Source organism: Burkholderia sp. GW821-FHT14F03 (assembly GCF_058803765.1).
On record NZ_JBXAPG010000003.1, the window covers coordinates 1 to 23,866 of the forward strand.

A 23,866-nucleotide genomic window follows, 5' to 3' on the forward strand; every position below is an offset into this window, starting at 1 on the left:
CTGAGGCGGATTGAGCCGCCCGCCGCCCGAACCGATTCCAATTCATACACACACGTACTACTCGAGATAAGACGGAGAAACTCGCCATGAGCGACCCTCAACAAAACGCCGCCAGCGCGCAGCCGCAATCCAACGGCAAGCGCAAGCGGATGATGACGCTGCTGATCCTGGTGATCGTGATCGCCGCGATTGCCTACGGCCTCTACTACTTCCTCGTCGCGCGCTTCCACGAGTCGACCGACGATGCCTACGTGAACGGCAACGTCGTGCAGATCACGCCTCAGGTGACGGGCACCGTGATCGCGGTGAACGCGGACGACACGCAGACCGTGAAGGCCGGCGACCCGCTCGTGGTGCTCGACCCGGCGGACTCCCAGGTCGCGCTGCAGCAGGCCGAGGCGAATCTCGCGCAGACCGTGCGCCAGGTGCGCGGCCTGTATGTCAACGACGACCAGTACCGCGCGCAGGTCGCGCTGCGCCAGTCCGACCTGTCGCGCGCGCAGGACGACCTGCGCCGCCGCCTCGCGGTGGCGCAGACGGGCGCGGTGTCGCAGGAAGAGATCTCCCACGCGCGCGACGCGGTCAAGGGCGCGCAGGCCTCGCTCGACGCCGCGCAGCAGCAGCTCGCGTCGAATCGCGCACTGACCGCCAACACGACGATCGCCGATCACCCGAACGTCCTCGCCTCCGCCGCCAAGGTGCGCGACGCCTACCTGAACAATGCGCGCAACACGCTGCCCGCGCCGGTCACGGGCTACGTCGCGAAACGCTCGGTGCAGGTCGGCCAGCGCGTGTCGCCGGGTGCGCCGCTGATGTCGGTGGTGCCGCTCAACGCGGTGTGGGTCGATGCGAACTTCAAGGAAGTGCAGCTCAACCATATGCGGATCGGTCAGCCGGTCGAACTGACGGCCGACATCTACGGCTCGTCGGTCACGTATCACGGCAAGGTCGTCGGCTTCTCGGCGGGGACGGGCTCCGCGTTCTCGCTGCTGCCCGCGCAGAACGCGACCGGCAACTGGATCAAGGTCGTGCAGCGCCTGCCCGTGCGGATCGAACTCGATCCGCAGGAACTGGCGAAGCATCCGCTGCGCATCGGCCTGTCGATGCAGGTCGAGGTCTCCATCAAGGATGAAAGCGGCAATCAGCTCGGCAACGTGCAGAACACGATCTACCAGACCGATGTGTTCGCGAAGTACGGCGACGAGGCCGATGCCGAGATCGCCCGCATCATCCGCGCGAACGCCGGCAACGGCGCGCCGGCCGCGGCAAGCGCGCCGGCCAAGGTCACGGGCAACGTGTCGAAGCTGATGTAAGCGGCGCACGTTCCAAAGGACACCATGGCACAGCCACAAGCCTCCTACCCTCCGCTGCAAGGCGGACAGCTCGTGCTCGGCACGATCGCGGTGTCGCTCGCCGTTTTCATGAACGTGCTCGACACCTCGATCGCCAACGTCGCAATCCCGACCATCTCGGGCGACCTCGGCGTATCGTCCGACCAGGGGACCTGGGTCATCACCTCGTTCGCGGTCGCGAACGCGATCTCGGTCCCGTTGACGGGCTGGCTCACTGACCGCATCGGCCAGGTGCGCCTGTTCCTCGCCTCGATCATCCTGTTCGTGATCTCGTCGTGGCTGTGCGGTCTCGCGCCCACGCTGCCGTTCCTGCTCGCCTCGCGCGTGCTGCAGGGCGCGGTGGCGGGGCCGATGATCCCGCTGTCGCAGGCGCTGCTGCTGTCGAGCTACCCACGCGCGAAGGCGCCGATGGCGCTCGCGCTGTGGGCGATGACCACGCTGATCGCGCCGGTCGCCGGCCCGATCCTCGGCGGCTGGATCTCCGACAACTATTCGTGGCCGTGGATCTTCTACGTCAACATCCCGGTCGGCATCGCCGCCGCGGCAGTGACCTGGATGATCTATCGCAACCGCGAATCGACGGTCCGCAAGGCGCCGATCGACGGCGTCGGGCTCGCGCTGCTGGTGGTCTGGGTCGGTTCGCTGCAGATCATGCTCGACAAGGGCAAGGATCTCGACTGGTTCGCCTCGACGACGATCGTCGTGCTCGCGCTGACCGCAGTCATCGCGTTCGCCTTCTTCGTCGTATGGGAGCTGACCGCGGAGCATCCGGTCGTCGACCTGTCGCTGTTCCGGACGCGCAACTTCTCGGGCGGCACGATCGCGCTGTCGGTCGGCTACGGGCTGTATTTCGGCAATCTCGTGCTGCTGCCGCTGTGGCTGCAGACCCAGATCGGCTATACCGCGACCGACGCCGGCCTCGTGATGGCGCCCGTCGGGCTGTTCGCGATCCTGCTGTCGCCGCTCACAGGCAAGATCCTGCCGCGCACCGACCCGCGCTACATCGCGACCGCGTCGTTCCTGACCTTCGCGCTGTGCTTCTGGATGCGCTCGCGCTACACCACGGGCGTCGACGAATGGTCGCTGACGCTGCCCACGCTGGTGCAGGGAATCGCGATGGCGGGCTTCTTCATCCCGCTCGTCTCGATCACGCTGTCCGGCCTGCCCGGGCATCGGATCCCGGCCGCGTCGGGGCTGTCGAACTTCGTGCGGATCATGTTCGGCGGGATCGGTACGTCAGTGTTCCAGACCGCGTGGGATCATCGCAACAACTTCCACCATGCGCAGCTGGTCGAGCAGGCGAACGTCTACAACCCGACCTTCAACCAGGCCGTCACGCAGATGGGCAGCCTCGGCCTGACCGACCAGCAGGCCCACGGCCTCATCAACAATCTCGCGACCCAGCAGGCCGCGCAATTGGGGGTGAACGACCTGTTCTACATCTCGGCGGCGATCTTCGTGCTGCTGATCGGCCTCATCTGGATCACCAAGCCCGAACGCTCGGGCGGCGGCGATTCGAGCGCGGCGGCATCGGCCGCGCACTGAGCTGCGCGGGAAAATGACGAACGGCCCGTTGGTTTCATCGAACCAACGGGCCGTTTTCTCGCGCGGACGCCTTGCCGGCGCGCGCCCCGCGACGCATCAGGATGCCGGCCGCGGCGTCCCGCGCCCGGCCGGCGCATCAAGCGGCATCGCCGCCGCCGGCCAGCAGCCGCTTCGGGGCCAGCACGCCGCTGTTGATCACGCCCACGCCGAGCAGGCGCCCGCCCTCATCGTAGACGCGCACCGTTTCGCCGTCGGCGAACGTCTGCGCCATGCCGAGATCCTCGAGCCGGATGCGCTGCCCCTGCAACAGGCGCCGCGCGCCGTCAGCCGCGAGCGTCATGCTCGGAAACGTCGACAGCAGCGCATCGACGGGCCGCAGCCACGCATCGCGCTCGCCCTCCGCCGCATCGGACAACGCATCGAGCGTCACCGCGTGCTCGAGCGTCAGCGCGCCGACGCCCGTGCGCCGCAGCGCGACCAGGTGCGCGCCGCAACCGAGCATCTCGCCGATGTCCTCGGCAAGCGTGCGGACGTAGGTGCCCTTGCTGCAGGTCACGCGGAAGCTCACGTCAGGCAGCGCGCACGCGATCCGCTCCAGCGCGTGGATCGTGACCTGGCGGCCTTCGCGCTCGACCGTCTGTCCGGCGCGCGCGTATTCGTACAATGGCTTGCCGTCGCGCTTGAGCGCCGAGTACATCGGCGGCACCTGCACGATCTCGCCGCGGAAGCGCGCAAGCGCCGCGTCGACGGCCGCGACGTCGCAGCGCACCTCGCGCGTGTCGATCGCCTCGCCTTCGGCGTCGCCCGTGGTCGTGCGGATGCCGAGACGCATCGTCGCCTCGTAGGTCTTGTCGGCCTCGAGCAGATCCTGGGAAAACTTGGTGGCCTCGCCGAAGCACAGCGGCAGCAGGCCGGACGCCAGCGGATCGAGCGTGCCGGTATGGCCGGCCTTCTTGGCGAGATAGAGGCGCTTCGCGCGGATCAGCGCATCATTGCTGGACAGCCCGATGGGCTTGTCGAGCAACAGCACGCCGTCGAGCATGCGGCGCGGCACGCGCGGACGTTGTGGTGCAGTCGTCATGGTCATGCGGCGCTCGTTCAGTCGTCCTTCGCCCGCGTCGCATTCGCCTCGTCGATCAGGCGCGACATCTCGTGCGCCTTCTCGGTCGTCTTGTCGTAATGGAAGTGCAGCGTCGGCACGGTATGGATGTGCAGGCGCTTGAACAGCAGGTTGTGCAAGTGGCCCGCGGCGTGGTTCAACGCCTCCTGGGTCGCGGCGGGATCGCCGGTCAGCACCGTGAAATAGACCTTCGCATGCGCGTAATCCGGCGTCAGCTCGACGCTCTGGATCGTCACGATGCCGATCCGCGGGTCCTTGACCTCGCGCATGATGAGTTCGGACAGGTCGCGCTGGATCTGGTCCGCGATCTGCACGTTGCGATTGGGAGAAGTACGTTTCTTCGACATGATCAATCCGACATTCCGTTCTGCGGGCAGCGGGCCGGCGACGCTCGATGCGCCGCCGCCATGAAAAATGGGCGGGACAGGCCCAAGCCTGCCCCGCCCATGAGCCTGCGCGCCGTGATTACAAGGTACGCGCGACTTCCGTGACCTCGAAGACTTCGAATTGATCGCCTTCAACGATGTCGTTGAAATTCTTGATCGACATACCGCATTCGAAGCCCTGCTTCACTTCCTTCACATCGTCCTTGAAGCGCTTGAGCGAATCGAGCTCGCCCGTGAAGATGACGACGTTGTTGCGCAGCACGCGCACCGACGACGAGCGCTTGACCAGGCCGTCCGTGACCATACAGCCGGCCACCGCGCCGATCTTCGGCACCTTGAACACCTGGCGCACCTCGACCATGCCCGTGACCGTCTCGCGCTTTTCCGGCGCCAGCATGCCCGACATCGCCGCCTTCACCTCATCCACGGCGTCGTAGATGATGTTGTAGTAGCGGATGTCGATGCCGTTCGACTCGGCGAGACGCCGCGCCTGTGCATCGGCGCGCGTGTTGAAGCCGATGATGACCGCCTTCGATGCCGTCGCGAGGTTGACGTCGCTTTCGCTGATGCCACCGACCGCGCTGTGGACGATCTGCACGCGCACTTCGCTCGTCGACAGCTTGACGAGCGACTGCACGAGCGCTTCCTGCGAGCCCTGCACGTCAGCCTTGATGATGAGGGGCAGGTTCTGCACCTCGCCCTCGCCCATCTGCTCGAGCATGCTTTCGAGCTTCGCGGCCTGCTGCTTCGCGAGCTTGACGTCGCGGAACTTGCCCTGGCGGAACAGCGCGATTTCGCGCGCCTTGCGCTCGTCCGGCAGCACGATGACTTCCTCGCCTGCGCCCGGCACTTCCGACAGACCCTGGATCTCGACCGGAATCGACGGGCCGGCTTCCTTGGTCGGCTTGCCGTTCTCATCGAGCATCGCACGGACCCGGCCGTAAGCGGTGCCCGCAAGCACGACGTCGCCGCGGTTCAGCGTACCGGACTGCACGAGGATCGTCGCGACCGGCCCCTTGCCCTTGTCGAGCTTGGCTTCGATCACGATGCCCTTCGCCGGCGCCTCGACCGGCGCCTTCAGTTCGAGCACTTCGGCCTGCAGCAACACGTTCTCGAGCAGGTCGTCGATACCCGTGCCCGCCTTGGCGGACACCGGCACGAACGGCGAATCGCCACCGTATTCTTCCGGCACGACGCCTTCCGCGACCAGTTCCTGCTTCACGCGGTCCGGATTCGCTTCCGGCTTGTCGATCTTGTTGATCGCCACGACGATCGGCACGCCACCCGCCTTTGCGTGGGCAATGGCTTCCTTCGTCTGCGGCATCACGCCGTCGTCGGCCGCGACCACCAGGACCACGATGTCGGTTGCCTTCGCACCGCGGGCACGCATGGCCGTGAAGGCCTCGTGACCCGGCGTGTCGAGGAACGTGACGACGCCGCGCGGCGTCTCGACGTGGTAAGCGCCGATGTGCTGCGTGATCCCGCCCGCTTCACCGGCCGCCACCTTCGCGCGACGGATGTAGTCGAGCAGCGAGGTCTTGCCGTGGTCGACGTGGCCCATGACCGTGACGACCGGCGGACGCGGCAGTTGCTCCGCGTCGCTGCCCGTTTCGCCTTCGACCAGCAGCGCTTCCGGATCGTCCAGCTTCGCCGCGACCGCCCGGTGCCCCAGTTCCTCGACGATGATCATCGCCGTTTCCTGGTCCAGCACCTGGTTGATCGTGACCATCTGGCCGAGCTTCATCATGATCTTGATGACTTCCGACGCCTTCACCGACATCTTGTGCGCCAGGTCGGCGACCGAGATGGTTTCCGGCACGTGCACTTCACGCACGATCGGCTCGGTCGGCGCCTGGAACGACGACCCGTTGTCCTGGTGCTTGCCGCGCCCCTTCGGGCCGCCGCGCCAGCCGCGGTCGACGCCGCCGCTCGAATCGCCGCGCGTCTTGATGCCGCGGCGCTTCGCCGCGTCGTCCTGCCAGCCGCCCTTGCCACCCGGCTTCTTGCGGTCGCCCGCGGGCGCCGTGGTGGTGGTCGCCGGCGCGGCCGCGCCGGCCGGCTTCTTCGCAGCAGCCGGACGCGCCGTCTCGCCAGCCGGCTTGGCCGGCTTGTGCAGCGTGCCCTTGGCCTCGGCGGCCTTCGGCGGCTCGGCCGGCTTCGGCGGCTCGGGCGCCTTCACCTGGGCCTTGCGCGGCGTATTCATCATCTCGCGAATCGCGCGCGCTTCCGCCTCGGCGGCCTCGCGACGCTTGCGAATTTCTTCTTGTTCGGCGCGTGCCTTGTCCGCCGCCTCGCGGGCTGCGTCTTCGGCCTTCTTCGCCGCTTCGCGCTGCGCCGCGCGATCCGCGGCGGCGCGCTCGTCTTCCTGCGTCTGCACTTGTGCTTCCTTCGCCTGCTCTTCTTCCTTGGCGGCAGCAACCTGCTGCGCCACCTGCGCCACCTGAGCGGCTTCCGCAGCACGCTTCGCGGCTGCGTCTTCCTCGGCGCGGCGACGCTCGGCCTCGGCCGCCTCTTCCTTGGCCCGACGCTCGGCTTCCTCGCGTTCCAGGCGTTCCTGGCGCTCGCGCAGTTCCTGCGCCTGCTTCTCGAGCAGTGCCGCCTCGCGACGCGCCTCTTCTTCGCGACGCTTCAGATCCGCATCGGTTTCCGCATCCTGAGCCTGCTGATCGTGCTCGGCACCGGTCTCGCTCACGTCGTCACGCTTGACGAACGTGCGCTTCTTGCGCACCTCGACCTGAATGGTGCGAGCCTTGCCCGTCGCGTCGGCCTGCTTGATCTCCGACGTATGCCGGCGGGTCAGCGTGATCTTGCGCTTGTCGCCATCGGTCGCGCCGTGCGATTTACGCAAATGATCGAGCAGACGCGCCTTGTCCGTCTCGGACAGCGCATCGTCTTCACTCGCTTTCTGGACGCCCGCTGCCTGCAGCTGTTCGAGCAGCACACCAGCAGGCATTTTCAGTTCCGCGGCAAATTGGGCTACGTTGTTACTCGCCATTCATTCCTCTTAGTGCAAGGACCGATTCCTTGCGGTTAGCATCGGGTCAGGCCTTCCGGCCGCCAGCAAATCAATGCGCCATGTTCATATCTCACTGAAACCAGTGTTCGCGCGCCTTCATGATCAGCGCCTTTGCAGCTTCTTCTTCCATCCCGGTCATCTCGACCAGTTCGTCGACAGCCAGCTCGGCGAGATCGTCACGCGTCTGCACGCCCTGCTCGGCCAGCTTCGTGAGCAGTTCCGGCGTGAGGCCATCGAGACTTTTCAGATCGAGCGCGGCGTTTTCGACTTTCTCTTCGTTTGCGATCGCCATCGTCAGCAGCGCATCGCGCGCGCGGTTGCGCAGCTCGTGGACGGTGTCTTCGTCGAAAGCCTCGATTTCGAGCATTTCGTTCAACGGCACGTAGGCGATCTCTTCGAGGCTCGTGAAGCCTTCGTCGATCAGGATGTCCGCGACTTCCTCGTCGACGTCGAGGCGCGCCATGAACAGGCCGCGCAGCGTGTCGCGCTCCTCGTTCTGCTTCAGCGCGGATTCGTCCGGCGTCATGATGTTGATCTGCCAGCCGGTCAGTTCGCTCGCGAGGCGCACGTTCTGACCGCTGCGGCCGATCGCGATGGCCTGTTCGTTTTCGTCGACGACGACATCCATCGAGTGCTTTTCTTCATCGACGACGATCGACTGGACCGCTGCCGGCGCGAGCGCGCCGATCACGAACTGGGCAGGATCCTCCGACCATAGCACGATGTCGATGTTTTCGCCACCAAGCTCATTGCGCACGGCCTGCACACGCGAACCGCGGATGCCGACGCAGGTGCCGATCGGATCGATGCGCTTGTCGTAGGCGACCACGCCGATCTTCGCGCGCACGCCCGAATCACGCGCGGCCGCCTTGATCTCCAGCAGCCCCTGCTCGATCTCGGGCACTTCCATCTCGAACAGCTTCATCAGGAATTCGGGCGCGGTGCGCGACAGCTCGATCTGCGGACCGCGTGCGGTGCGATCGACCTTCGCGATATAGGCGCGCACGCGATCGCCGACCCGCAGGTTTTCCTTCGGAATCAGCTGGTCGCGGCGCAGCAGCGCCTCGACGCGGCCCGATTCGACGATGAAATTGCCCTTGTCGAGCCGCTTGACCGTGCCGGTCATGATCTTCTCGCCGCGCTCGAGGTAGTCGTTCAGGATCTGCTCGCGCTCCGCGTCGCGCACCTTCTGCAGGATCACCTGCTTGGCGGCCTGCGCGCCGATCCGGCCGAATTCGATCGAGGGCACCGGTTGCTCGATGTACTCGCCGACTTCGACGTCGGGGTGGTCTTCACGCGCCTCGAACAGCAGGATCTCGCGGTCCGGCTCTTGCAGGCCGGCCTCATCGGGTACGACGAGCCAACGCCGGAAGGTTTCGTGTTCGCCGCTCTCACGATCGATCTGGACGCGGATTTCGGCGCCTTCGTCGAACAGCTTCTTGGATGCGGATGCGAGCGCCGCCTCGAGGGCGCCCAGCACCACATCCTTGTCGACGTTCTTCTCGCGCGCCAGCGCATCCACCAGCATCAACACTTCGCGACTCATTGTTTGCGGCTCCTAAAATCAACGTGCGGAATCAGGCGGGCTTTGTCGATATCGGCCAGCGTGAAATCCAGCATGGCCGCCTCGCCCTTCTTCCTCTCAAATTCCAAACCGATCGTTTCGCCATTCGGCGCATGCAGGATGCCCCGGTAGGTCTTGCGGCCATCCAGCGGTTTCTTCAGGGTGATGACGATTTCGCTGCCCGCGAATCGTTCGAAATCAGTCAGCTTCTTCAACGGGCGGTCGAGTCCCGGGGACGAGACTTCGAGCCGTTCGTAATCGATGTTTTCGACCGTCAATACGTGCTGGAGCTGACGCGTGACCTTCTCGCAATCCTCGATCGCGATGCCGGCGGGCTGATCGATGTAGACGCACAGCATGCCGCGCCCGGTGCGCTCGAGATCGACCAGCTCGTAACCGAGCCCGGTGACCGTGGTTTCTATCAGTTCCGTCAGTTGCACAGTGTCCTCTCAGGTGTTCGCGCCCGCCGTTCGCGATTCACCCGCAGACGCGCGCCTTAGCTGGCGCGGAAGCGCTACCCGAGATGCCTAACCGTTTCAGCAAAAAAAAATGGGCGGAACGCCCATCTTCTTACCGTTGGTCGCACCTGAGCCGCACATCAAAAAACCCGCACGCCCAGCGACTTCGCGATTATAGCGTTTTTTGGCCCGAACGCAAAGCGGGAGCCCGCAAAACCCGCCTTGCGCGGCGATTTTGCGGGCCGTGGACGGGCTTTCGGCAACACCGGAACCCGCAACGGGTTCAGCGCCCGCGCGAGCGGTTGCGCGGCTGCTGCGCGCGCTGACCGCCGCGCCCGCCGCCCGCCGCATTGCCCTCGGCGCGGTTGCCGTTGCCGTTTGCGTTGCGGCCGCCGCCCTTGCCGGCAGCGCCGCGCTTGTTGCCGTTCGCACCGCCGTACGACATGCGATTGCCGTCGACGTCGCGGCCGCCCGCGCGGTTGCCGTTAGCGTTGCCGCCACCGTTGCCGTTGCCCGCCCGGTTGCCGAAGCCGCCGCCGTTGCCGCCACCATTACCCGAACGGTTGCCGTAGCCGCCGCTGCCGCCATTGCCCGGGCGATTGCCGTAGCCGGCGCCGCTCGGCAGGCCGCCATAGCTGGCGCCCACGCCGAACGCGCTGCCCGCCGCGCCACGCCGGCCGCCGCCGCGTCGCGGCTGGTCGAGCTGGCCATGCGTCGTCAGCACCGGCTCGCGGTTGAGGAAGCCCATCGAGGTTTGCATCGGGTCCGGCTGACGACGCTCGGCCTGATCGGCGCCACCGCCCCGCTTCGCCTTGTCCTCGCTCGGCGCCTTCAGGCCGACCGAGGCCATCAGACGACGGACTTCCGCCTCCTCCAGCTCCTCCCAGCGGCCGCGCTTCAGCCCGCGCGGCAACCCGATCGGACCGTGGCGCGTACGAATCAGGCGGCTCACCATCAGCCCGGCCGCCTCGAACATGCGTCGCACCTCGCGGTTGCGCCCTTCCGCCAGCGCCACGTGGTACCAGTGATTGGTGCCCTCGCCGCCGCCGTCACGGATGCGCAGGAAGTTCGCAGGACCGTCCTCCAGCTCGACGCCGTGCAGCAGCTTCTGGCGCATTCCTTCCGACAACTCGCCGACCACCCGCACCGCATACTCGCGCTCGACGCTGTAACGCGGGTGCATGAAGCGGTTCGCGAGATCGCCGGAGGTCGTCAGCATGAGCAGACCTTCGGTGTTGAAGTCGAGCCGGCCGACCGCCAGCCATTTCGCCGTCTTCATCGGCGGCAGGCGGTCGAACACCGACGCGCGCCCTTCCGGATCGGCGTGGCTCACGATCTCGCCCGTCGGCTTGTGATAGATCAGCACGCGCGGCGGCTTGTTCGGCAGCTTGCGCCTGACCGGCTTGCCGTTGATCCGCACCTGGTCGGTCGGCATGATGCGCTGGCCGATGTGAGCCGGCTCGCCGTTCACCGACACCCGGCCGGCCACGATCAGCTCTTCCATCTCGCGGCGCGAACCCATGCCGGCCTCCGCCAGCACCTTGTGCAGCTTCGGCGCGTCATCGTCCGGCGCCAGCACACGCTTGCTGGCCTGACGACCGCGGCGCAGCATCGGCGCGTGCGCGCCGCCTTCCGCCTCGTTGTCGGCATCGAATGCCGGCGACGTCACGTAGGCGAACACATCGTCCTGGCCGGCCTCGCCCGCGGCGCCCTCGGCAGCCGCGGCGGCGCCCCGCTTGCCCTTGGGAGCAGCCTGCCCCTGGCGCGCAGCCCCTTCTCGCTTGCCGGCCGCCGGCTTGCGCGGCGCCTTGGCCGCGCCTTCCTTGCGCGGCGCCCGTGCGGGCGGCTGCGCCTCGTCGCCGGCTTCCGGCGCGTCGACCGCGCCTTCCGCGCCGTCGCCGGTCTTCGATTTGGCCGCCGCCCGGCGGCGTGCGATCAGGCTCCGCGGACCGCGCCGCAGGCCGCGGCGCGGGCGTTGCTCGTCGCCGCCGGCGTCCTGAGCCTGCTGCTCGGGCGCTCCGTCGGCCCGCGCCGCCTGAACGGCATGCGCGGATTCAGACGCATCAGTGTCGTGGGTATCTGTCAAAACAACCTCAAAGTGTCAGGTCTCGCGCCCGTCGCGGGCGCGGCATGGGTTCGCCGCCTCAGGCGCGGCGCTGCGCGGGTTCTGCTTCGTCCGGCGGCTCGCTCGCGGGGGTCGCTTCGCTTGCGCTGCGCACAGCATCGGCGAGACTGTCGGGGGTATCCTCCAACGTCTCCGGCTGCGCCCGGTCCGGACCGGCGTCATGCGGGATGCCACCGATCGCGCCGCGGTCTTCCTCCGCCGCCTGTCCGGACGCCGCTTCGGCGACATCCGGTGCGCGGTTTGCTGCTTCCGGCGCCTGCCGGTCTGGATCGACCGGGACACCGGGGTGTTCTTCCTCGCTCGCATCGGCGACGGCTTCCGACATCGCCTCCGATCCGGCCGGCGCCTCCGCGTCGGGCCCGCCTTCCGGCAATCCGCTTGCGGCGCTCGGCACGTCGGCCGCCGGTTCGCCGTCCGGCGCGGGCTCGACCGCATCGGACGGCGCTCCATCCGCGAAATCGATCGACTGCTGCGCGAGCAAGCTGGCCTCGAGATGCGCCGCGGGTTCCTCGAGCGCAGGCAGTTCGTCCAGCGCCTTCAGCCCGAGATCGTCGAGAAACTGCTTGGTGGTCGCGTACAGCGCCGGGCGCCCCGGTACGTCGCGATGACCGATCACCTCGATCCAGCCGCGATCCTCGAGTTGCTTCACGACCTGCGTATTCACGGTCACGCCGCGAATTTCCTCGATATCGCCGCGCGTCACCGGCTGCCGGTACGCGATGATCGCAAGCGTCTCCAGCACCGCGCGCGAATACTTCGGCGGTTTTTCAGGATGCAGGCGGTCGAGATACGTGCGCATCGCGGGCTTGCTCTGAAAGCGCCACCCCGATGCGAGGCCGACAAGCTCGACGCCCCGCCCGGACCATTCCTGTTTTAGATCTTCGATCAATGTTCGGACTGTGTCGGCCGACACGCTGTCGGCAAAGAGCTTGCGCAGATCGCCGAGCTTCAGCGGCTCCTGTGCGCAGATCAAAGCAGTCTCGAGGACGATCTTCGCCTCTTGGGTATTCATGCAGCTAGGCCAGACCCTGTGGTCAAACGAACCGGATCAATAAAAACAGACGAATAGGAACAGAAGACGCGCTCGCCCGATTCTGATCGGTCATATTGATGGGAGCACGAACCGGGGGTGGCGAAACGACGACCTTCAAGCCTGACCCAAACCGGACGGAACAGCGCGAAGCCATGATGGAATCGCGTGACTGAACGCCATCTTACGCAAAATCGCGCAGTGCGTAAAGATCATGTGCATAGGTCAAAAGACAGGCCGGAACGTCGGCGCGGCGGGCGGGCCGCGCCCGGCCGCCGCCCGCGCCCCGCGCGATGCCGCATCAGTCGAGCTCCTCCGAACGCGGCGGCATGTCCTTCACCAGCCCCCAGATCGCCTCGGCCGCGGGCGACAACGAGCGGTCGCGCCGCCGCACCAGCTCGACCGTGCGCTCCGCGCGCGGCGTGAGCGGCCGCGCGACGAGCGACGAACCGGCCGGCAGCGGCAGCGAAAGCCACGGCAGCACGCTGACGCCGACCCCCGCCTCGACCAGTCCGAACACCGTCGCGGAATGCCCCAATTCCTGTACCACCGGCGCGGCCACCCGGTGGGCCGCGAGCGCCGCGTCGATCAGCGGCCGGCTTCCGGATGCGTAATCGAGCAGCACCAGCCGCTCTCCGTCGAGCGCGGTCCAGGGCACGCTGTCGCGGGCCGCGAGCGGATGGTCGGCGCGCGCGACCAGGCAAAACGAATCGGTCATCAACGGCTCGCACACCACCTCGCCGACGGCGAGCGGCCCGATCACCACGCCGAAATCCACCTCCCCCGACTTCACTTTGCGGAGCACGTCGCTCTGCACATCATCACGCAACCCGAGCGTGACGAACGGAAACTGCCGCTCGCATGCGGCCACGACCCGCGGCATCAGGCGGCACGCGATCGTCGGGCTCGCGGCGACGATCACCCGGCCACGACGCTGCTCGCCGATCTCCCGGATCTCCCGCAGCGCGTCGTCGAGATCCACGAGCAGGCGCGACACGCTCGCGATCAGATTCGAGCCGACGTCGGTCAACTGCACGTCGCGCGTCGTCCGGTCGATCAGCTTGAGCCCGATCTCTCCCTCGAGTTCGCGCACGCAGCGGCTGACCGCGGACTGGGTCAGACCGATCTCGTCCCCCGCCCGGCTGAAGCTCCTGAGCCGCGCCACGGCGATGAACACCCGCAACTGCCGAAGGGTGATATTCATTGGCTAACCTCATCAATCCGATTCATCCATGCGCAATTCTATTGCGTCCCGCCGCCATCCTGCACGCATGTCTCGCTGCGGTGCAGCAGGTCCCGCCACGCACGCAGCTCGGGCCCTATTGCACAAGATTGGTGATTCTCCTTATTTGCGCGATGGTCATTTTGGCGTCTTATACGCCCCTAGCTGACATAGCAGTCGGCCCGCTGCCAAGCGGCTTTTGAGGTAGTGGTCACAGACGTGGCACGCTTCGTGCATTAGCTGGCGTACAGGGTCGCGGGCATCGTGCGGCAATCGCTGCGCGACGCGCTCGGCACCCCCACCCGGCACCCGCCATCCCGGGTGCTTGAAGAGTGCGCGGCGCAGGGCAGCGCACCGGAGTTAGCTTCGCTGAGGTGAGGACATGATGCTGTTCGACGATTTGAGAGATAACGAATGGGCGCTGGTCGAGGGACTGTTCTGCTCGGAGCCTGCACGCAATGAGCGTCGTGGCCGTCCGCGCGTGGAAGCACGCTCGGTGGTGAACGCCGTTCTGTGGGTGCTGTCGACGGGCGAAGGCTGGTCGAAGCTGCCCGGCCGCTATCCGTCGCCGCCGACCTGCCGTCGACGCTTCGACGAATGGCAGGCCGACGGCACGCTCGCCGAGGTCGTCAAGCGCCTCGGAACGGGCGGGCGACAGATCTCGCTGCGCGGGCGCATCGGCGCAAGCGCGGTCAAGCCACCCGCGCCGCCGAGCCGCGACCGGCTGCGCGGCGCGTTCTGGACCAATCCGGAATCCTGGCGCGCCCCCGTCAAGATGGCCTGACTCCCGACTGGGCGGCATCACAGCCGCCCAGTTTCATTTCCGGGCCGTACACGCCTCGCCCGTCGCCGGGCGATACATCTCTTTACCATTGCTTACAGCGCCGGACCGTGCGCGCATCTACCTTAACCGGTATATGCAGACAGGCTGCGTCGATGGTCTGAAGGGAGCCCGGCGATGAAATCCATGTCATGGCGCGTGCTATGCGGCATTGTCGTGTTCGCTGCGCTTGCGTCATCCGTCCAGGGCGAACCGCATCGCTCGAAGCCGACCCACCCCGCGCACGAAGCCTCCGCCCAGGCGCCTGGCGCCCAATCGGCTCCGGGCAAGACCGGCGTACCGCGCGGCGACTTGCGCGGCGACATCGCCAGCAACGCACGCACGCACGGCGACCCGCCCCGCGCACCCAGCGGGAATCGCCCACCCAAGCCCTGAGATTTGCTGAAAATCGGAGCGCGCCCGGGAACTGCCAGGCGCGTGCCAGGTCACATCCTTGCCATGAGCACAGCGTGGCAGCAGCAATGTACCCGGTACCGCCCGTATCCTTGCGATACGGGCTTTTTTTGCGCGCGCGTGATACGCGCCTGAACCTAGAGGCGGCTCTCGAGAATCGAGACCGCGCTTGCGTCGCTCAGTACATAGTCGTTCATCCGGCGATCCACCCAATCCGATCCTTTCTCATCCCGCTCCAAGCGGGCGAACTCCGCACGGCCGTTATCCGTGAGTACCGCGATATCGACCGGCGCGTGAAAACCAGGCGCAGGCGCGACGGTTTTCTGCCGGACCGTATCCATCAGTCCCAGCGTGCGCAGATATTCAAACACACCCGGGCGCCGTGCCCATGGCACCTGACGGTACTGCACTCGCCGGAGCGCGTCGAGCACCGCTTCGTTGGAATACGTGGCCATCTCGATTCTTTCTTAAAGTGCAGCGACCTAGCGGCGCAGCCTCGCCAGCCAGGATTTCCGCCCGCCGACGCCGCACCGCAGCTAAAAAGGGGTCCTTATAATCCCCTCTGCTCACCCTTCATCCGTCTCTCAGCCCAGGCCGCGCCTTGCACAACAAGGGACAGATCACGGATTGTCTCTAAAAAGATACCTTACCCCAATCAAATTGATTCTGTTCAATTCATTTACGCTTCTCTTCGTTGCATGCGTGCTGTGGCGCAAACATCGCACGGCAATCGCCGCCGCAAGCCTCATGCTGCTCTGGCTGCTCGCGTCGGGATGGCTCACCACGCCCCTGCTCGAATGGACGGAAGCCGGCGTACGCCCGGTCGAGCAGCCCATCATGACAGGCGATACCGCCCTGATCCTAATCGGCGGCGGCACCCGGCGGCATCACGGCATCGCCACGACGCCACCGGACGGGCTCGCCCGCATCGTCAGGATCGCCGAGCTGTACGCGTCCTGCAAAAAGCGCGCGAATCGCTGCACGGTGATTCTGTCCGGCGGCGATCCACAGCATCATGGTGCCACCGAAGCCGCCACCTATGCGCGCGATCTGCTCGCGCGCGGTGTCGATCCGGCCGACGTACTGCTCGAGGACCAAAGCCGCACCACCTACGAAAACGCCAAGTTCACGACTTCTATACTACGCTCCCGGCATGACGATGCCGTGGTTCTCGTCACATCGGCCTATCAGATGCGTCGCGCGCTGCTCGACTTCGCGCATTTCGGCATCACGCCCCAACCGGTCTACGCCAACCGCCGCGTCGCGCGGACAGGCTGGCTGCCGCGCCCGGGCAACTTGGTCGATGCCGAACTCGCGCTGCACGAACTGCTCGGCATCGCGCAATTTCATCTCTACCGCACGCTCGGCTGGTTCTGAATGCATCCCCCCTTGCCCATCGTCCGCACTCCCAAGCTTTGACGACGCGCAACCAACCGCGCACATGGCGCCGCAATGAATGCTCGCGCACTGTTGCGCCCGTTCAACGCAGACGCCCGGGCACCGCCAATCGAATGCATTGATCCGTCACTTTTGCTAAACTCGGCTCACTCGATTGCAGTCGCCAGACAAATCGGCAACACTCGGGTCCATCACCACTTAGCGGAGGTAGAGCAATGAAGAAAATGTCCCTGGCTATCCTGGTTTCGATGTCGGCTCTGGCTGGCGCGGCCTATGCTCAAGAAAGCACGACGATCACGACGATCACCGATCCCGCCAAGATCGCCGAAATCGAGCAACGCGCACAGGCCATCCAACAGCAGCAGGAAGCCGAGCGCGCTGCTGCCGAAGCCAAGCCGATGCACGAGCATCACATGAAGAAGGGGCACAAGCCCGCCAAGAAGACCAAGGCGAAGGCCGACGCAGCCAGCCAGTAAGCCGCTTCGCTCACCGGCGAAAAAGCCGAATCCGGGTCGCCGGGTTCGGCTTTTTCGTTGATGGGGCGGCTTCGCCGCGCAGTGTGCTAAAGTCGCGCACCCAACTTTTCCAACCCGTGCGCACCCCGGTGCGGAGGACAGAATGAGCAACATCCAACTCGATATCGAATGGACCGAGGCCGCAACGCGCAAGATCAAGCAAGTGATGCCGCGCGCCTCCGAAGACGCATTCCTCGCGCTGCCGCCGATCGAATGCCTGCCGATGGAGGGCGACGTCCTGTTCCTCGGCCCGCAGGGCAAGCAGCAACCGTTCATCGTCGCGGAACGGCAGTATCACCACGACGGCGACGCCGACTGGACCATCATCCTGATCCTCGACGTCCCCGACACCTCGCACTGACCTCGCGCGCCGCGGACGCTTGCGCCTCCGCGGCACCCACCCGCATCAGGCGAGCTTCGTGGTCACATGAATATCCGCCTGCTCGATCCAGTCCTCGGCGGCCTGCTTGTAGGCCTGGATATGCGCCGACGTCCGATGGGCAGTCAGCGCGGACTCGCTTTCCCATCGTTCGATAAACACGAAACGACGCGGATCGCCGAGGTCGCGGTGCAGGTCGTACTGCAGCGCACCCGGCTCCTGCCGGGTCGGCTCGACGATGCCTTCCAGCTGCGCCTGCAGCCGCGCTTCCGCGCCCGACTTCGCGACAATCAACGCCACCACGACAACCTCGGCCATATCTGACTCCTGCCTCAAGAATGGAGCCCCCAGCATACGCGAATCCGCCGGCACCGGTATTGAGCCACGCCGCCTCGGACAACCGACGTAAAGCAACCGACAAAAAAATAGCCCGCGCTTCACGGGAAGCGCGGGCGAAACCGTCGCCCTACGAGGATAGGCGACGGGGCCACCAAGGTCCGCCAAGGCGCGGACCATCATCGGTGTGGGCAGCCGGCACACGGCGGCGCCCGAATCTGGATACCGGTCTCGATACGCCCCCGGGACACGGCCCCGAGGTATCGTCCGGCTCCTCCCTGATAACTCTTGACATGAAGTATTAGCAGTTTCCATGCCAATCAAAAATCAATCATAAGCATTTGATTTTTATAGATTATTCTTCTTTCAAAAACACTGCCCCATGCCCCCGGCCGATCCGTAACGCGCAGACGTTACGTAACACCGCCGGACAGGGTACGTACGACCTGCGCCCATATTCGACTGGGCGCGCGCCACACGACAGGCAATAAAAAAGCCCGCCGGATGGCGGGCTTGGCGCAGTCCGGCCGCGATGTTCGCGGCTCGACGCGTCGTGCGATGTTCAACGCATCTGATTCACGAGCAGCGACATGATCTGGCGAGCAGGCGGCGAGGTATCGACCGCGCCCTTGTCGTCGACGATCGCAATCCGGGTCTGGTCCTGGGTCAGCGCCTTCACGTTGATCTGGTATTGCTGCGCCTTCTTTTCCTTCTTGCCGTGGAACAGCTGGCTCCAGAAGCCCTGCTCCTCCGCGCTCAGATCCTTGGGATCAACGTAGCGAACGTAGTACAGCCCCTTGGTGCGATCGCGGTCATCGACCGTGAAGTTGGCGCGATCGAGCGCGAGGCCCACGCGCAGCCACGAACGATCATACGGCTCGCTGAGCGTGAGCTCGGGCGGCGCATCCGGCACCACGCCCGCCGAATCGTTCGGCCCCTGCGCCGACGACGCCGACGAACGCGCGACATTCTGCGCAGCAATCGCCGCCGCCGCATCCTTGCCCTTCCCGCCCGACGCCGCCTTCGCACCGCTGGCCGGCAGCTGGTCATCGCCCGCGATCGGCGTACCGCCCGCCTGCACGCGCGCGTCGTTCTGCGCAAGCACTGCCATCAGGCGCTTCAGGTACTCGGTCTCGAGGCCCGGATCGTTCGGCTTCGGCTCCCACTTGCTCGAATCGTTGTTCGGACCGACCAGCGCCTCGCGCATCCCCTTCTGACTCACGAACACGTAGGTGCCGCCGTTCGGCGCGGTATCGAGGCGCGTCCGGTACTTGTTGCGCTCGGCGGTGACGTAGGAATTGCCCATCGCCTTCGAAATCACGCCGCGGATCAGGCCGTCGTTGACCTGCGGATGGGTTTCGTTCCAGTCGGTCTCCATCACGCCGCGATCACGCTGGTCGACCACCAGCAGAAAACCCTGCTCCTGCCAGAAACGGCGCACCTGCGGCCAGATCTGCGCGGGGGTCTTGTTGTCGATCACGAGCCAGCTCTCGGTGCCCTCGCGCTGGATGTGCATGCCCGTAACGGCGGGCGCCACGGTATCGCTCGGCGGCGCCTCCTGGCGCACCTGCTGCAGCGTGGAGAGGGATGTCGCGCCGCCCAGCGGCGGCAGCGAACGCTGATCGGCCGTCTCGTCGAGCATGTTGGGCGGAACCGCAAGCGACACCTCCTTCGAACGGGAATCGCTCTTGTAGTCGACTTTCGTAGGCGACGGCGAACTGCACCCGGCCAGGAACGCGCCGGTTGCGAGCAGTGCTGCGAACCGCTGGGTAAGACGAAGATCAGTCATGTTCTGGGAATCCTTCCACTTAGGCACGGCGACTTTTCCGTGGATCAACCTTGCATTTTACCGGCCCGGCGACGGCCTGTGCAAAAAGCGCGCCGTCGAGATTCGCATATCGCGTCGACGCGGCAAAAAAAGCCGTCCAATAAGCTGATGAATTCGCACCGAACGCTCCACGGACGCGGCTCCGCGAGTATGCCCGCCCTCCGTTCACAAAACTTTACGATCCGCGCGGGGCAAGCTCCGCCAGCCTGCGCGCCGGGTCAGGGATAACGATCAGTGGGGTTCGCGCCGATTCCGGGCCCCGTTTCCCGATCGGCCCGCTATCTTTAAATAGCATCGGCCAGCAGGAGAATCGGATCATGAGATACGCCGCCGCGCTGTCCGTCGCAGCGCTCGCCTTCCTCGCGTCGCCGGCCGGCGCGCAACTCGGCGGCACGATGCCGGCCGCCGCGGCGCGCGCCTTCGCCGCCTCCGCGCCGGGCGTCATGCCGAACGGCGCCGTCGTCACGCGCAGTTGGGTTGATGCGGGCGGCACGACCATCAACGAATACGCGACGAGCGCCGGCCAGATCTTCGCCTACACGTGGAGCGGGCCGACCTCGCCCGATCTGCGCCAATTGCTCGGCGCGCATTTCTCCGACTACCAGAACGGCGCGGCGCTCGCGCGCGGGCAAGCCGGACTGCATGCGGGACGGGTCGCGCAATCGGGTTTCGTCGTCGAAGCGGGCGGCAGGATGCGCGGTTACACGGGACGCGCGTGGCTGCCGGACGCGCTGCCCGCCGGCGTGTCGATCGACGATCTGCACTGAGGAGACTGACATGATCGCGAAACGCGCACTCGCCGCCCTCTTCGCCGTCGTGCTGGGCGCATGCGGCGGCGGCGGCGGCGGTGGTGGTGGCGGCAGCGGCAGCAGCGGCGGCGGCGGCGGCGGTTCCGGCAATTCGAACCCGCCCTCGTCGAACACGCAGAATTCGCAGGCCGTGTCGGTCACGGCCGGCGTCGCCAATGTCAACAACATCCTGCTCACCAGCGTGACGATCTGCACGCCCGGCACCAGTCAATGCACGACCATCGACAACGTGCAGGTCGACACCGGCTCGCAAGGCTTGCGATTGCTCGCATCGACCATCCAGGGGCTGTCGCTGCCCGCCGTCACCTCGGCGAGCGGCGCGATCACCGCCGCGTGCGGCGTATTCGGCACCGGCTATACCTGGGGCGCGGTGCGCAGCGCCGACATCAAGCTCGCGGGCGAACTCGCGTCGAACCAGCCGATCCAGGTCATCGCCGACGCCAGCACGCCGAACACGCCGTCCGACTGCTCGCAAGCCGGCTCGTCGATGCAAACGCAGAGCACGCTGCGCGCCAACGGCATCCTCGGCATCGGCCTGTTCCAGACCGACTGCGGCAGTGCTTGCGCGACCAGCGCGCTGCCGAGCTGGTACTACACCTGCACGTCGAGCGGCAGTTGCACGAACAGCGCGCAGCCGATCGCACAGCAGATCGCCAATCCCGTCAGCGCGTTCGCGACCGACAACAACGGCGTGGTCATCACGCTGCCGGCGATCCCCCCCACGGGGTCGCCAAGCGTCACCGGCTCGCTGATCTTCGGCATCGGCACGCAGTCGAACAACGCACTGGGCGCCGCGACCGTGCTCGCCGCGACGGCTTCGGCGGGCTATGTGACGAGTACGCTCAACGGCAAGACCAACAACAGCACCTTCATCGACAGCGGTTCGAACGGGCTGTTCTTCCAGGACACGTCCCTGTCCCAGTGCAGCGGCTGGTTCTGTCCGCCCACGACACAGACCTTCGGGATCAACCTGACCAGTGCGGGCGGCTCGGCGACGGCGACGACCTCGTTCTCGGTAGCCAATGCGCAATCGCTGTTCGCGACCGGCAACAATGCATTCAACGATCTCGCGGGACCGCTCGGCAACGTGGTCGACCTGGGCTTGCCGTTCTTCTTCGGACGGACCGTCTACACGGCGATCGAAGGCATGCAGACGCCCGCGGGCGCGGGACCGTATTACGCGTTCTAGCTGCTGTTGAAATACGCTGAGGATGGACGGATCGGGCGGGCCGATCCCGTGCGCGGATGCGGTGGGGAAACAGCGATGAGTGGCTGTGGACGGGCGTCGACAGCGAAAGCGTTGCCGCTGCCGTTATCGCTATGCGTGTTCGCGTGCGGCATTGAGGCACGCGACCGACACCCCATAAACGGAAAGGCCTGGAAGACCGAACCAGTCAAGGAGAACCTTGACTGGCCAGCCTTCCAGGCCTTGATTCCTGGTCGGGGCGAGAGGATTTGAACCTCCGACCACCTGCACCCCATGCAGGTACGCTACCAGGCTGCGCTACGCCCCGAAAGAGGGAAAGTATATCAGACAGTTTGAGCGAATAAAACCATCCGATCGCAATTTCTCCACGAGACCGAAAGCGCGCGCGACACAGGCCGCCCGCTCGCTCGCCGCAGCAACACGGCCTCGCGCGAACGACGCGGCATACCCCAACATTCAACCGCCGCCCGACAGCGCACGAGGCGCATCGTCTTCCAAACACTTTACCTGCGAGCCCGTCGCCCCTACAATCGCCCCATCATTGGGGAGTAGCCTTCCTCCGCCCGGAGGAGAACGCGTCAACATACTTGGCCTCGGCCGTGGCGCGTTCGACCGACAAGGTTTGGCGAGACCATTGGCGCATCGCTTCGTCTTGGGTCGGACGGGAAGCCTGCGCCATGGTCCATCCACGTCCGACCTTGGAGTCCCCTGATGCGTCTGCTCAGTCCTTCGCCCCACGTCACGCCCCCGCGCCACATCCGCCCCGCCTCGCGTCGAGGTGCCGCATGATCGCCATGTTTCTCGAACTGCTGCTCATGCTCGCGATCATCCTGGTGGCCGCGGAGATCTTTACCAATGCACTCGAACATCTCGGCGAGCGCCTCAAGATTTCGGAAGGCGTCACGGGGTCGCTGTTCGCGGCAGTCGGCACGGCCCTGCCGGAAACCATGGTCCCGCTGCTGGCCCTGGCAGGCGGAACCGCCAACCCGACGCTGAACCAGGAAATCGGCGTAGGCGCGATTCTCGGCGCACCGCTGATGCTGGCCACCCTGACAACCTTCCTGATGACCTTGGCCGTGGTCCGCTCGCGCGGCCTCGGCGGCTTCCTCACGCCCGAGCGCACCGGGTTCACGCGCGACCTGAACTACTTCCTCGCCGCATTCACGCTGGCCACGATCGCCATGTTCGTCCCGCATCGCGAATGGTACGCACGCGGCCTGCTGAGCCTCACGCTCGTCGGGCTCTACATCGCCTATGTCGTCACGACATTCCGCGCCTCGGACAAGCTCGTCGCGGGCGGCCACGGAACGGAGGCGCCCGCGACCATGCTGCTCTCGCGCCTCGGCCTGCCGATCCATCTCGGCACTATCGCCGCCCAGTTGGCCATCGGCGTGGCGCTGCTCGTGGCGGGCGCAAAGGGATTCATCCACGGCGTCGAGGGCGTCTCGCATCTGCTTGGGGTCTCCCCGCTGCTGCTGTCGCTCATCATCATTCCCATCGCCACGGAATTGCCCGAGAAGGTGAACAGCGTGCTTTGGATCCGGCGCGGCAAGGACACGCTCGCCTTCGGCAACATCACGGGCGCCATGGTGTTCCAGGGCACCCTGCTGCCCGCGATCGGCATCCTGCTCACCCCCTGGGAGCCGCGCCCCGAAGTGCTCACCGGCGTTGTCGTCACCTTGCTGGCGGCCGCATGGCTGCGTCTCAATGCGCGTCGCCGCGGCCTCGCGCTCTGGGCCCTGCTCTTCAACGGCGTCGCCTACTTCGCGTATCTCCTGATCACGGCGACCCATCGATAACGGCGAATGCGCGAAGTCGCTCATCAGCCTGCGCCGCATTTCGCAAGCGATGTCGCGGCGGCGCGCATGACACGCGCGCCGCCGCGATCCGGCGAATGCAGCGCCGTCACTGCCCGATCTGCTTGCTGACCTGATTCTCCTGCTGATTCAGCGTGCGATCTTCCTGCCGCGTGATGTGCCCGTTGTCCTGATGCGCCATGTCGCGCTCTTCCTGGCGGACCTGGTGGTCGTCGCGATGCAGCTTCGCCGCTTCCGCGGGCGACATCTTGCCATCGCGCACCGATGCATGGATCCGCCGGTCCTGGTTCTGCAGCCTGTGATTGACTTCCGCGCGACGCGGATGATTCGCATCCCATTGGGTCTCGGCGGAGGCCGTCCCGATCGAGGCGGCGGAAAGGGCCGCCACGGCGGCAAACATATGGATGGACAAGCGCATGATCGTCTCCCGGTACGGTAGTCGGCGGCTCGATGCCGCCTGCCTATCTCAACGCGATAGGCCACGCCCCTGCCGACCCGCCATTTGTGAGTTGCGTAACCAGTTGT

At 66.1% G+C, this 23,866-nt stretch carries 21 protein-coding genes, 1 tRNA gene and 1 riboswitch; of the genes, 9 read left to right on the forward strand and 13 right to left on the reverse strand.

Annotated features, from left to right (window positions below):
- The first annotated feature begins 86 nt into the window (after nt 1-86).
- Both AC1RQF_RS02695 and AC1RQF_RS02700 read left to right on the forward strand, forming a co-directional pair.
- Entirely contained in the window at nt 87-1,313 is a 1,227-nt protein-coding gene (locus tag AC1RQF_RS02695) for an EmrA/EmrK family multidrug efflux transporter periplasmic adaptor subunit (RefSeq protein ID WP_492871267.1), read from the forward strand.
- A gap of 24 nt (nt 1,314-1,337) precedes the next feature.
- A complete protein-coding gene (locus AC1RQF_RS02700; protein WP_274003579.1) occupies nt 1,338-2,897 on the forward strand; it encodes a DHA2 family efflux MFS transporter permease subunit in 1,560 nt (519 codons plus the stop codon).
- A gap of 136 nt (nt 2,898-3,033) precedes the next feature.
- Here AC1RQF_RS02700 and truB read toward each other — a convergent pair whose 3' ends face one another.
- The 8 genes from truB to AC1RQF_RS02740 all read right to left on the reverse strand — a co-directional run bounded on the left by truB (nt 3,034) and on the right by AC1RQF_RS02740 (nt 13,800).
- A complete protein-coding gene (gene truB / locus AC1RQF_RS02705) occupies nt 3,034-3,978 on the reverse strand; it encodes a tRNA pseudouridine(55) synthase TruB (RefSeq protein ID WP_274004319.1) in 945 nt (314 codons plus the stop codon).
- A 17-nt stretch (nt 3,979-3,995) separates the two neighbouring features.
- On the reverse strand, nt 3,996-4,364 hold the full coding sequence (rbfA, locus tag AC1RQF_RS02710; protein ID WP_274003581.1) for a 30S ribosome-binding factor RbfA: 369 nt from the start codon (nt 4,362-4,364) through the stop codon (nt 3,996-3,998).
- Between the two features lie 118 nt (nt 4,365-4,482).
- The gene (gene infB, locus AC1RQF_RS02715; RefSeq protein ID WP_492871268.1) at nt 4,483-7,398 is read right to left on the reverse strand and encodes a translation initiation factor IF-2; all 2,916 of its coding nucleotides are present in this window, start codon (nt 7,396-7,398) and stop codon (nt 4,483-4,485) included.
- A gap of 91 nt (nt 7,399-7,489) precedes the next feature.
- Nucleotides 7,490-8,965: a transcription termination factor NusA gene (nusA, locus tag AC1RQF_RS02720; RefSeq protein WP_274003585.1), complete on the reverse strand. Its 1,476-nt coding sequence runs from the start codon at nt 8,963-8,965 to the stop codon at nt 7,490-7,492.
- On the reverse strand, nt 8,962-9,423 hold the full coding sequence (rimP, locus tag AC1RQF_RS02725) for a ribosome maturation factor RimP (protein WP_274003586.1): 462 nt from the start codon (nt 9,421-9,423) through the stop codon (nt 8,962-8,964). Before rimP ends, nusA begins: the two co-directional genes overlap by 4 nt.
- A gap of 301 nt (nt 9,424-9,724) precedes the next feature.
- Nucleotides 9,725-11,527 (reverse strand): 23S rRNA pseudouridine(2605) synthase RluB, encoded by a 1,803-nt coding sequence (rluB, locus tag AC1RQF_RS02730; protein ID WP_274003587.1) that lies wholly within the window; start codon nt 11,525-11,527, stop codon nt 9,725-9,727.
- 58 nt (nt 11,528-11,585) lie between these two features.
- Entirely contained in the window at nt 11,586-12,578 is a 993-nt protein-coding gene (scpB, locus tag AC1RQF_RS02735; RefSeq protein ID WP_492871269.1) for an SMC-Scp complex subunit ScpB, read from the reverse strand.
- A 319-nt stretch (nt 12,579-12,897) separates the two neighbouring features.
- Entirely contained in the window at nt 12,898-13,800 is a 903-nt protein-coding gene (locus AC1RQF_RS02740; RefSeq protein ID WP_492871270.1) for a LysR family transcriptional regulator, read from the reverse strand.
- Between the two features lie 400 nt (nt 13,801-14,200).
- Here AC1RQF_RS02740 and AC1RQF_RS02745 point away from each other — a divergent pair, with 400 nt between their 5' ends.
- The gene (locus tag AC1RQF_RS02745) at nt 14,201-14,602 is read left to right on the forward strand and encodes a transposase (protein WP_274003592.1); all 402 of its coding nucleotides are present in this window, start codon (nt 14,201-14,203) and stop codon (nt 14,600-14,602) included.
- Nucleotides 14,603-15,189: 587 nt separating this feature from the next.
- Here AC1RQF_RS02745 and AC1RQF_RS02750 read toward each other — a convergent pair.
- Nucleotides 15,190-15,507, reverse strand: a complete 318-nt coding sequence (locus AC1RQF_RS02750) for a hypothetical protein (RefSeq protein WP_274003594.1) — start codon at nt 15,505-15,507, stop codon at nt 15,190-15,192.
- A gap of 205 nt (nt 15,508-15,712) precedes the next feature.
- Here AC1RQF_RS02750 and AC1RQF_RS02755 point away from each other — a divergent pair, with 205 nt between their 5' ends.
- From AC1RQF_RS02755 to AC1RQF_RS02765, 3 genes are all read left to right on the forward strand, one after another.
- Nucleotides 15,713-16,429 carry a YdcF family protein gene (locus tag AC1RQF_RS02755; protein WP_274003596.1) on the forward strand — a complete coding sequence of 239 codons (717 nt, stop codon included), beginning with the start codon at nt 15,713-15,715 and terminating at the stop codon, nt 16,427-16,429.
- A 236-nt stretch (nt 16,430-16,665) separates the two neighbouring features.
- The gene (locus tag AC1RQF_RS02760) at nt 16,666-16,926 is read left to right on the forward strand and encodes a hypothetical protein (protein ID WP_274003598.1); all 261 of its coding nucleotides are present in this window, start codon (nt 16,666-16,668) and stop codon (nt 16,924-16,926) included.
- Nucleotides 16,927-17,068: 142 nt separating this feature from the next.
- Entirely contained in the window at nt 17,069-17,326 is a 258-nt protein-coding gene (locus tag AC1RQF_RS02765) for a DNA-binding protein (protein WP_274003601.1), read from the forward strand.
- Between the two features lie 45 nt (nt 17,327-17,371).
- On the opposite strand, the gene AC1RQF_RS02770 is transcribed toward AC1RQF_RS02765, so the two are convergent.
- Together AC1RQF_RS02770 and bamC are read right to left on the reverse strand one after the other, a co-directional pair.
- Entirely contained in the window at nt 17,372-17,662 is a 291-nt protein-coding gene (locus tag AC1RQF_RS02770) for a putative quinol monooxygenase (RefSeq protein ID WP_492871271.1), read from the reverse strand.
- Nucleotides 17,663-18,242: 580 nt separating this feature from the next.
- On the reverse strand, nt 18,243-19,469 hold the full coding sequence (bamC, locus tag AC1RQF_RS02775) for an NlpB/DapX family lipoprotein (protein WP_274003604.1): 1,227 nt from the start codon (nt 19,467-19,469) through the stop codon (nt 18,243-18,245).
- A 356-nt stretch (nt 19,470-19,825) separates the two neighbouring features.
- On the opposite strand from bamC, the gene AC1RQF_RS02780 reads away from it, so the two are divergent.
- Together AC1RQF_RS02780 and AC1RQF_RS02785 are read left to right on the forward strand one after the other, a co-directional pair.
- A complete protein-coding gene (locus AC1RQF_RS02780; RefSeq protein WP_274003606.1) occupies nt 19,826-20,275 on the forward strand; it encodes a DUF2844 domain-containing protein in 450 nt (149 codons plus the stop codon).
- Nucleotides 20,276-20,285: 10 nt separating this feature from the next.
- The gene (locus tag AC1RQF_RS02785; RefSeq protein WP_274003607.1) at nt 20,286-21,506 is read left to right on the forward strand and encodes a DUF3443 domain-containing protein; all 1,221 of its coding nucleotides are present in this window, start codon (nt 20,286-20,288) and stop codon (nt 21,504-21,506) included.
- 248 nt (nt 21,507-21,754) lie between these two features.
- On the opposite strand, the gene AC1RQF_RS02790 is transcribed toward AC1RQF_RS02785, so the two are convergent.
- Nucleotides 21,755-21,831: transfer RNA gene (locus AC1RQF_RS02790), tRNA-Pro, on the reverse strand.
- A gap of 224 nt (nt 21,832-22,055) precedes the next feature.
- A riboswitch (yybP-ykoY riboswitch) is annotated at nt 22,056-22,187 on the forward strand.
- A 122-nt stretch (nt 22,188-22,309) separates the two neighbouring features.
- Here AC1RQF_RS02790 and AC1RQF_RS02795 point away from each other — a divergent pair.
- Nucleotides 22,310-23,323 carry a sodium:calcium antiporter gene (locus tag AC1RQF_RS02795; RefSeq protein WP_492871272.1) on the forward strand — a complete coding sequence of 338 codons (1,014 nt, stop codon included), beginning with the start codon at nt 22,310-22,312 and terminating at the stop codon, nt 23,321-23,323.
- A gap of 106 nt (nt 23,324-23,429) precedes the next feature.
- Here the strand turns inward: AC1RQF_RS02795 and AC1RQF_RS02800 are convergent, their stop codons facing one another.
- Nucleotides 23,430-23,759, reverse strand: a complete 330-nt coding sequence (locus AC1RQF_RS02800; protein WP_492871273.1) for a hypothetical protein — start codon at nt 23,757-23,759, stop codon at nt 23,430-23,432.
- Nucleotides 23,760-23,866 lie beyond the last annotated feature (107 nt).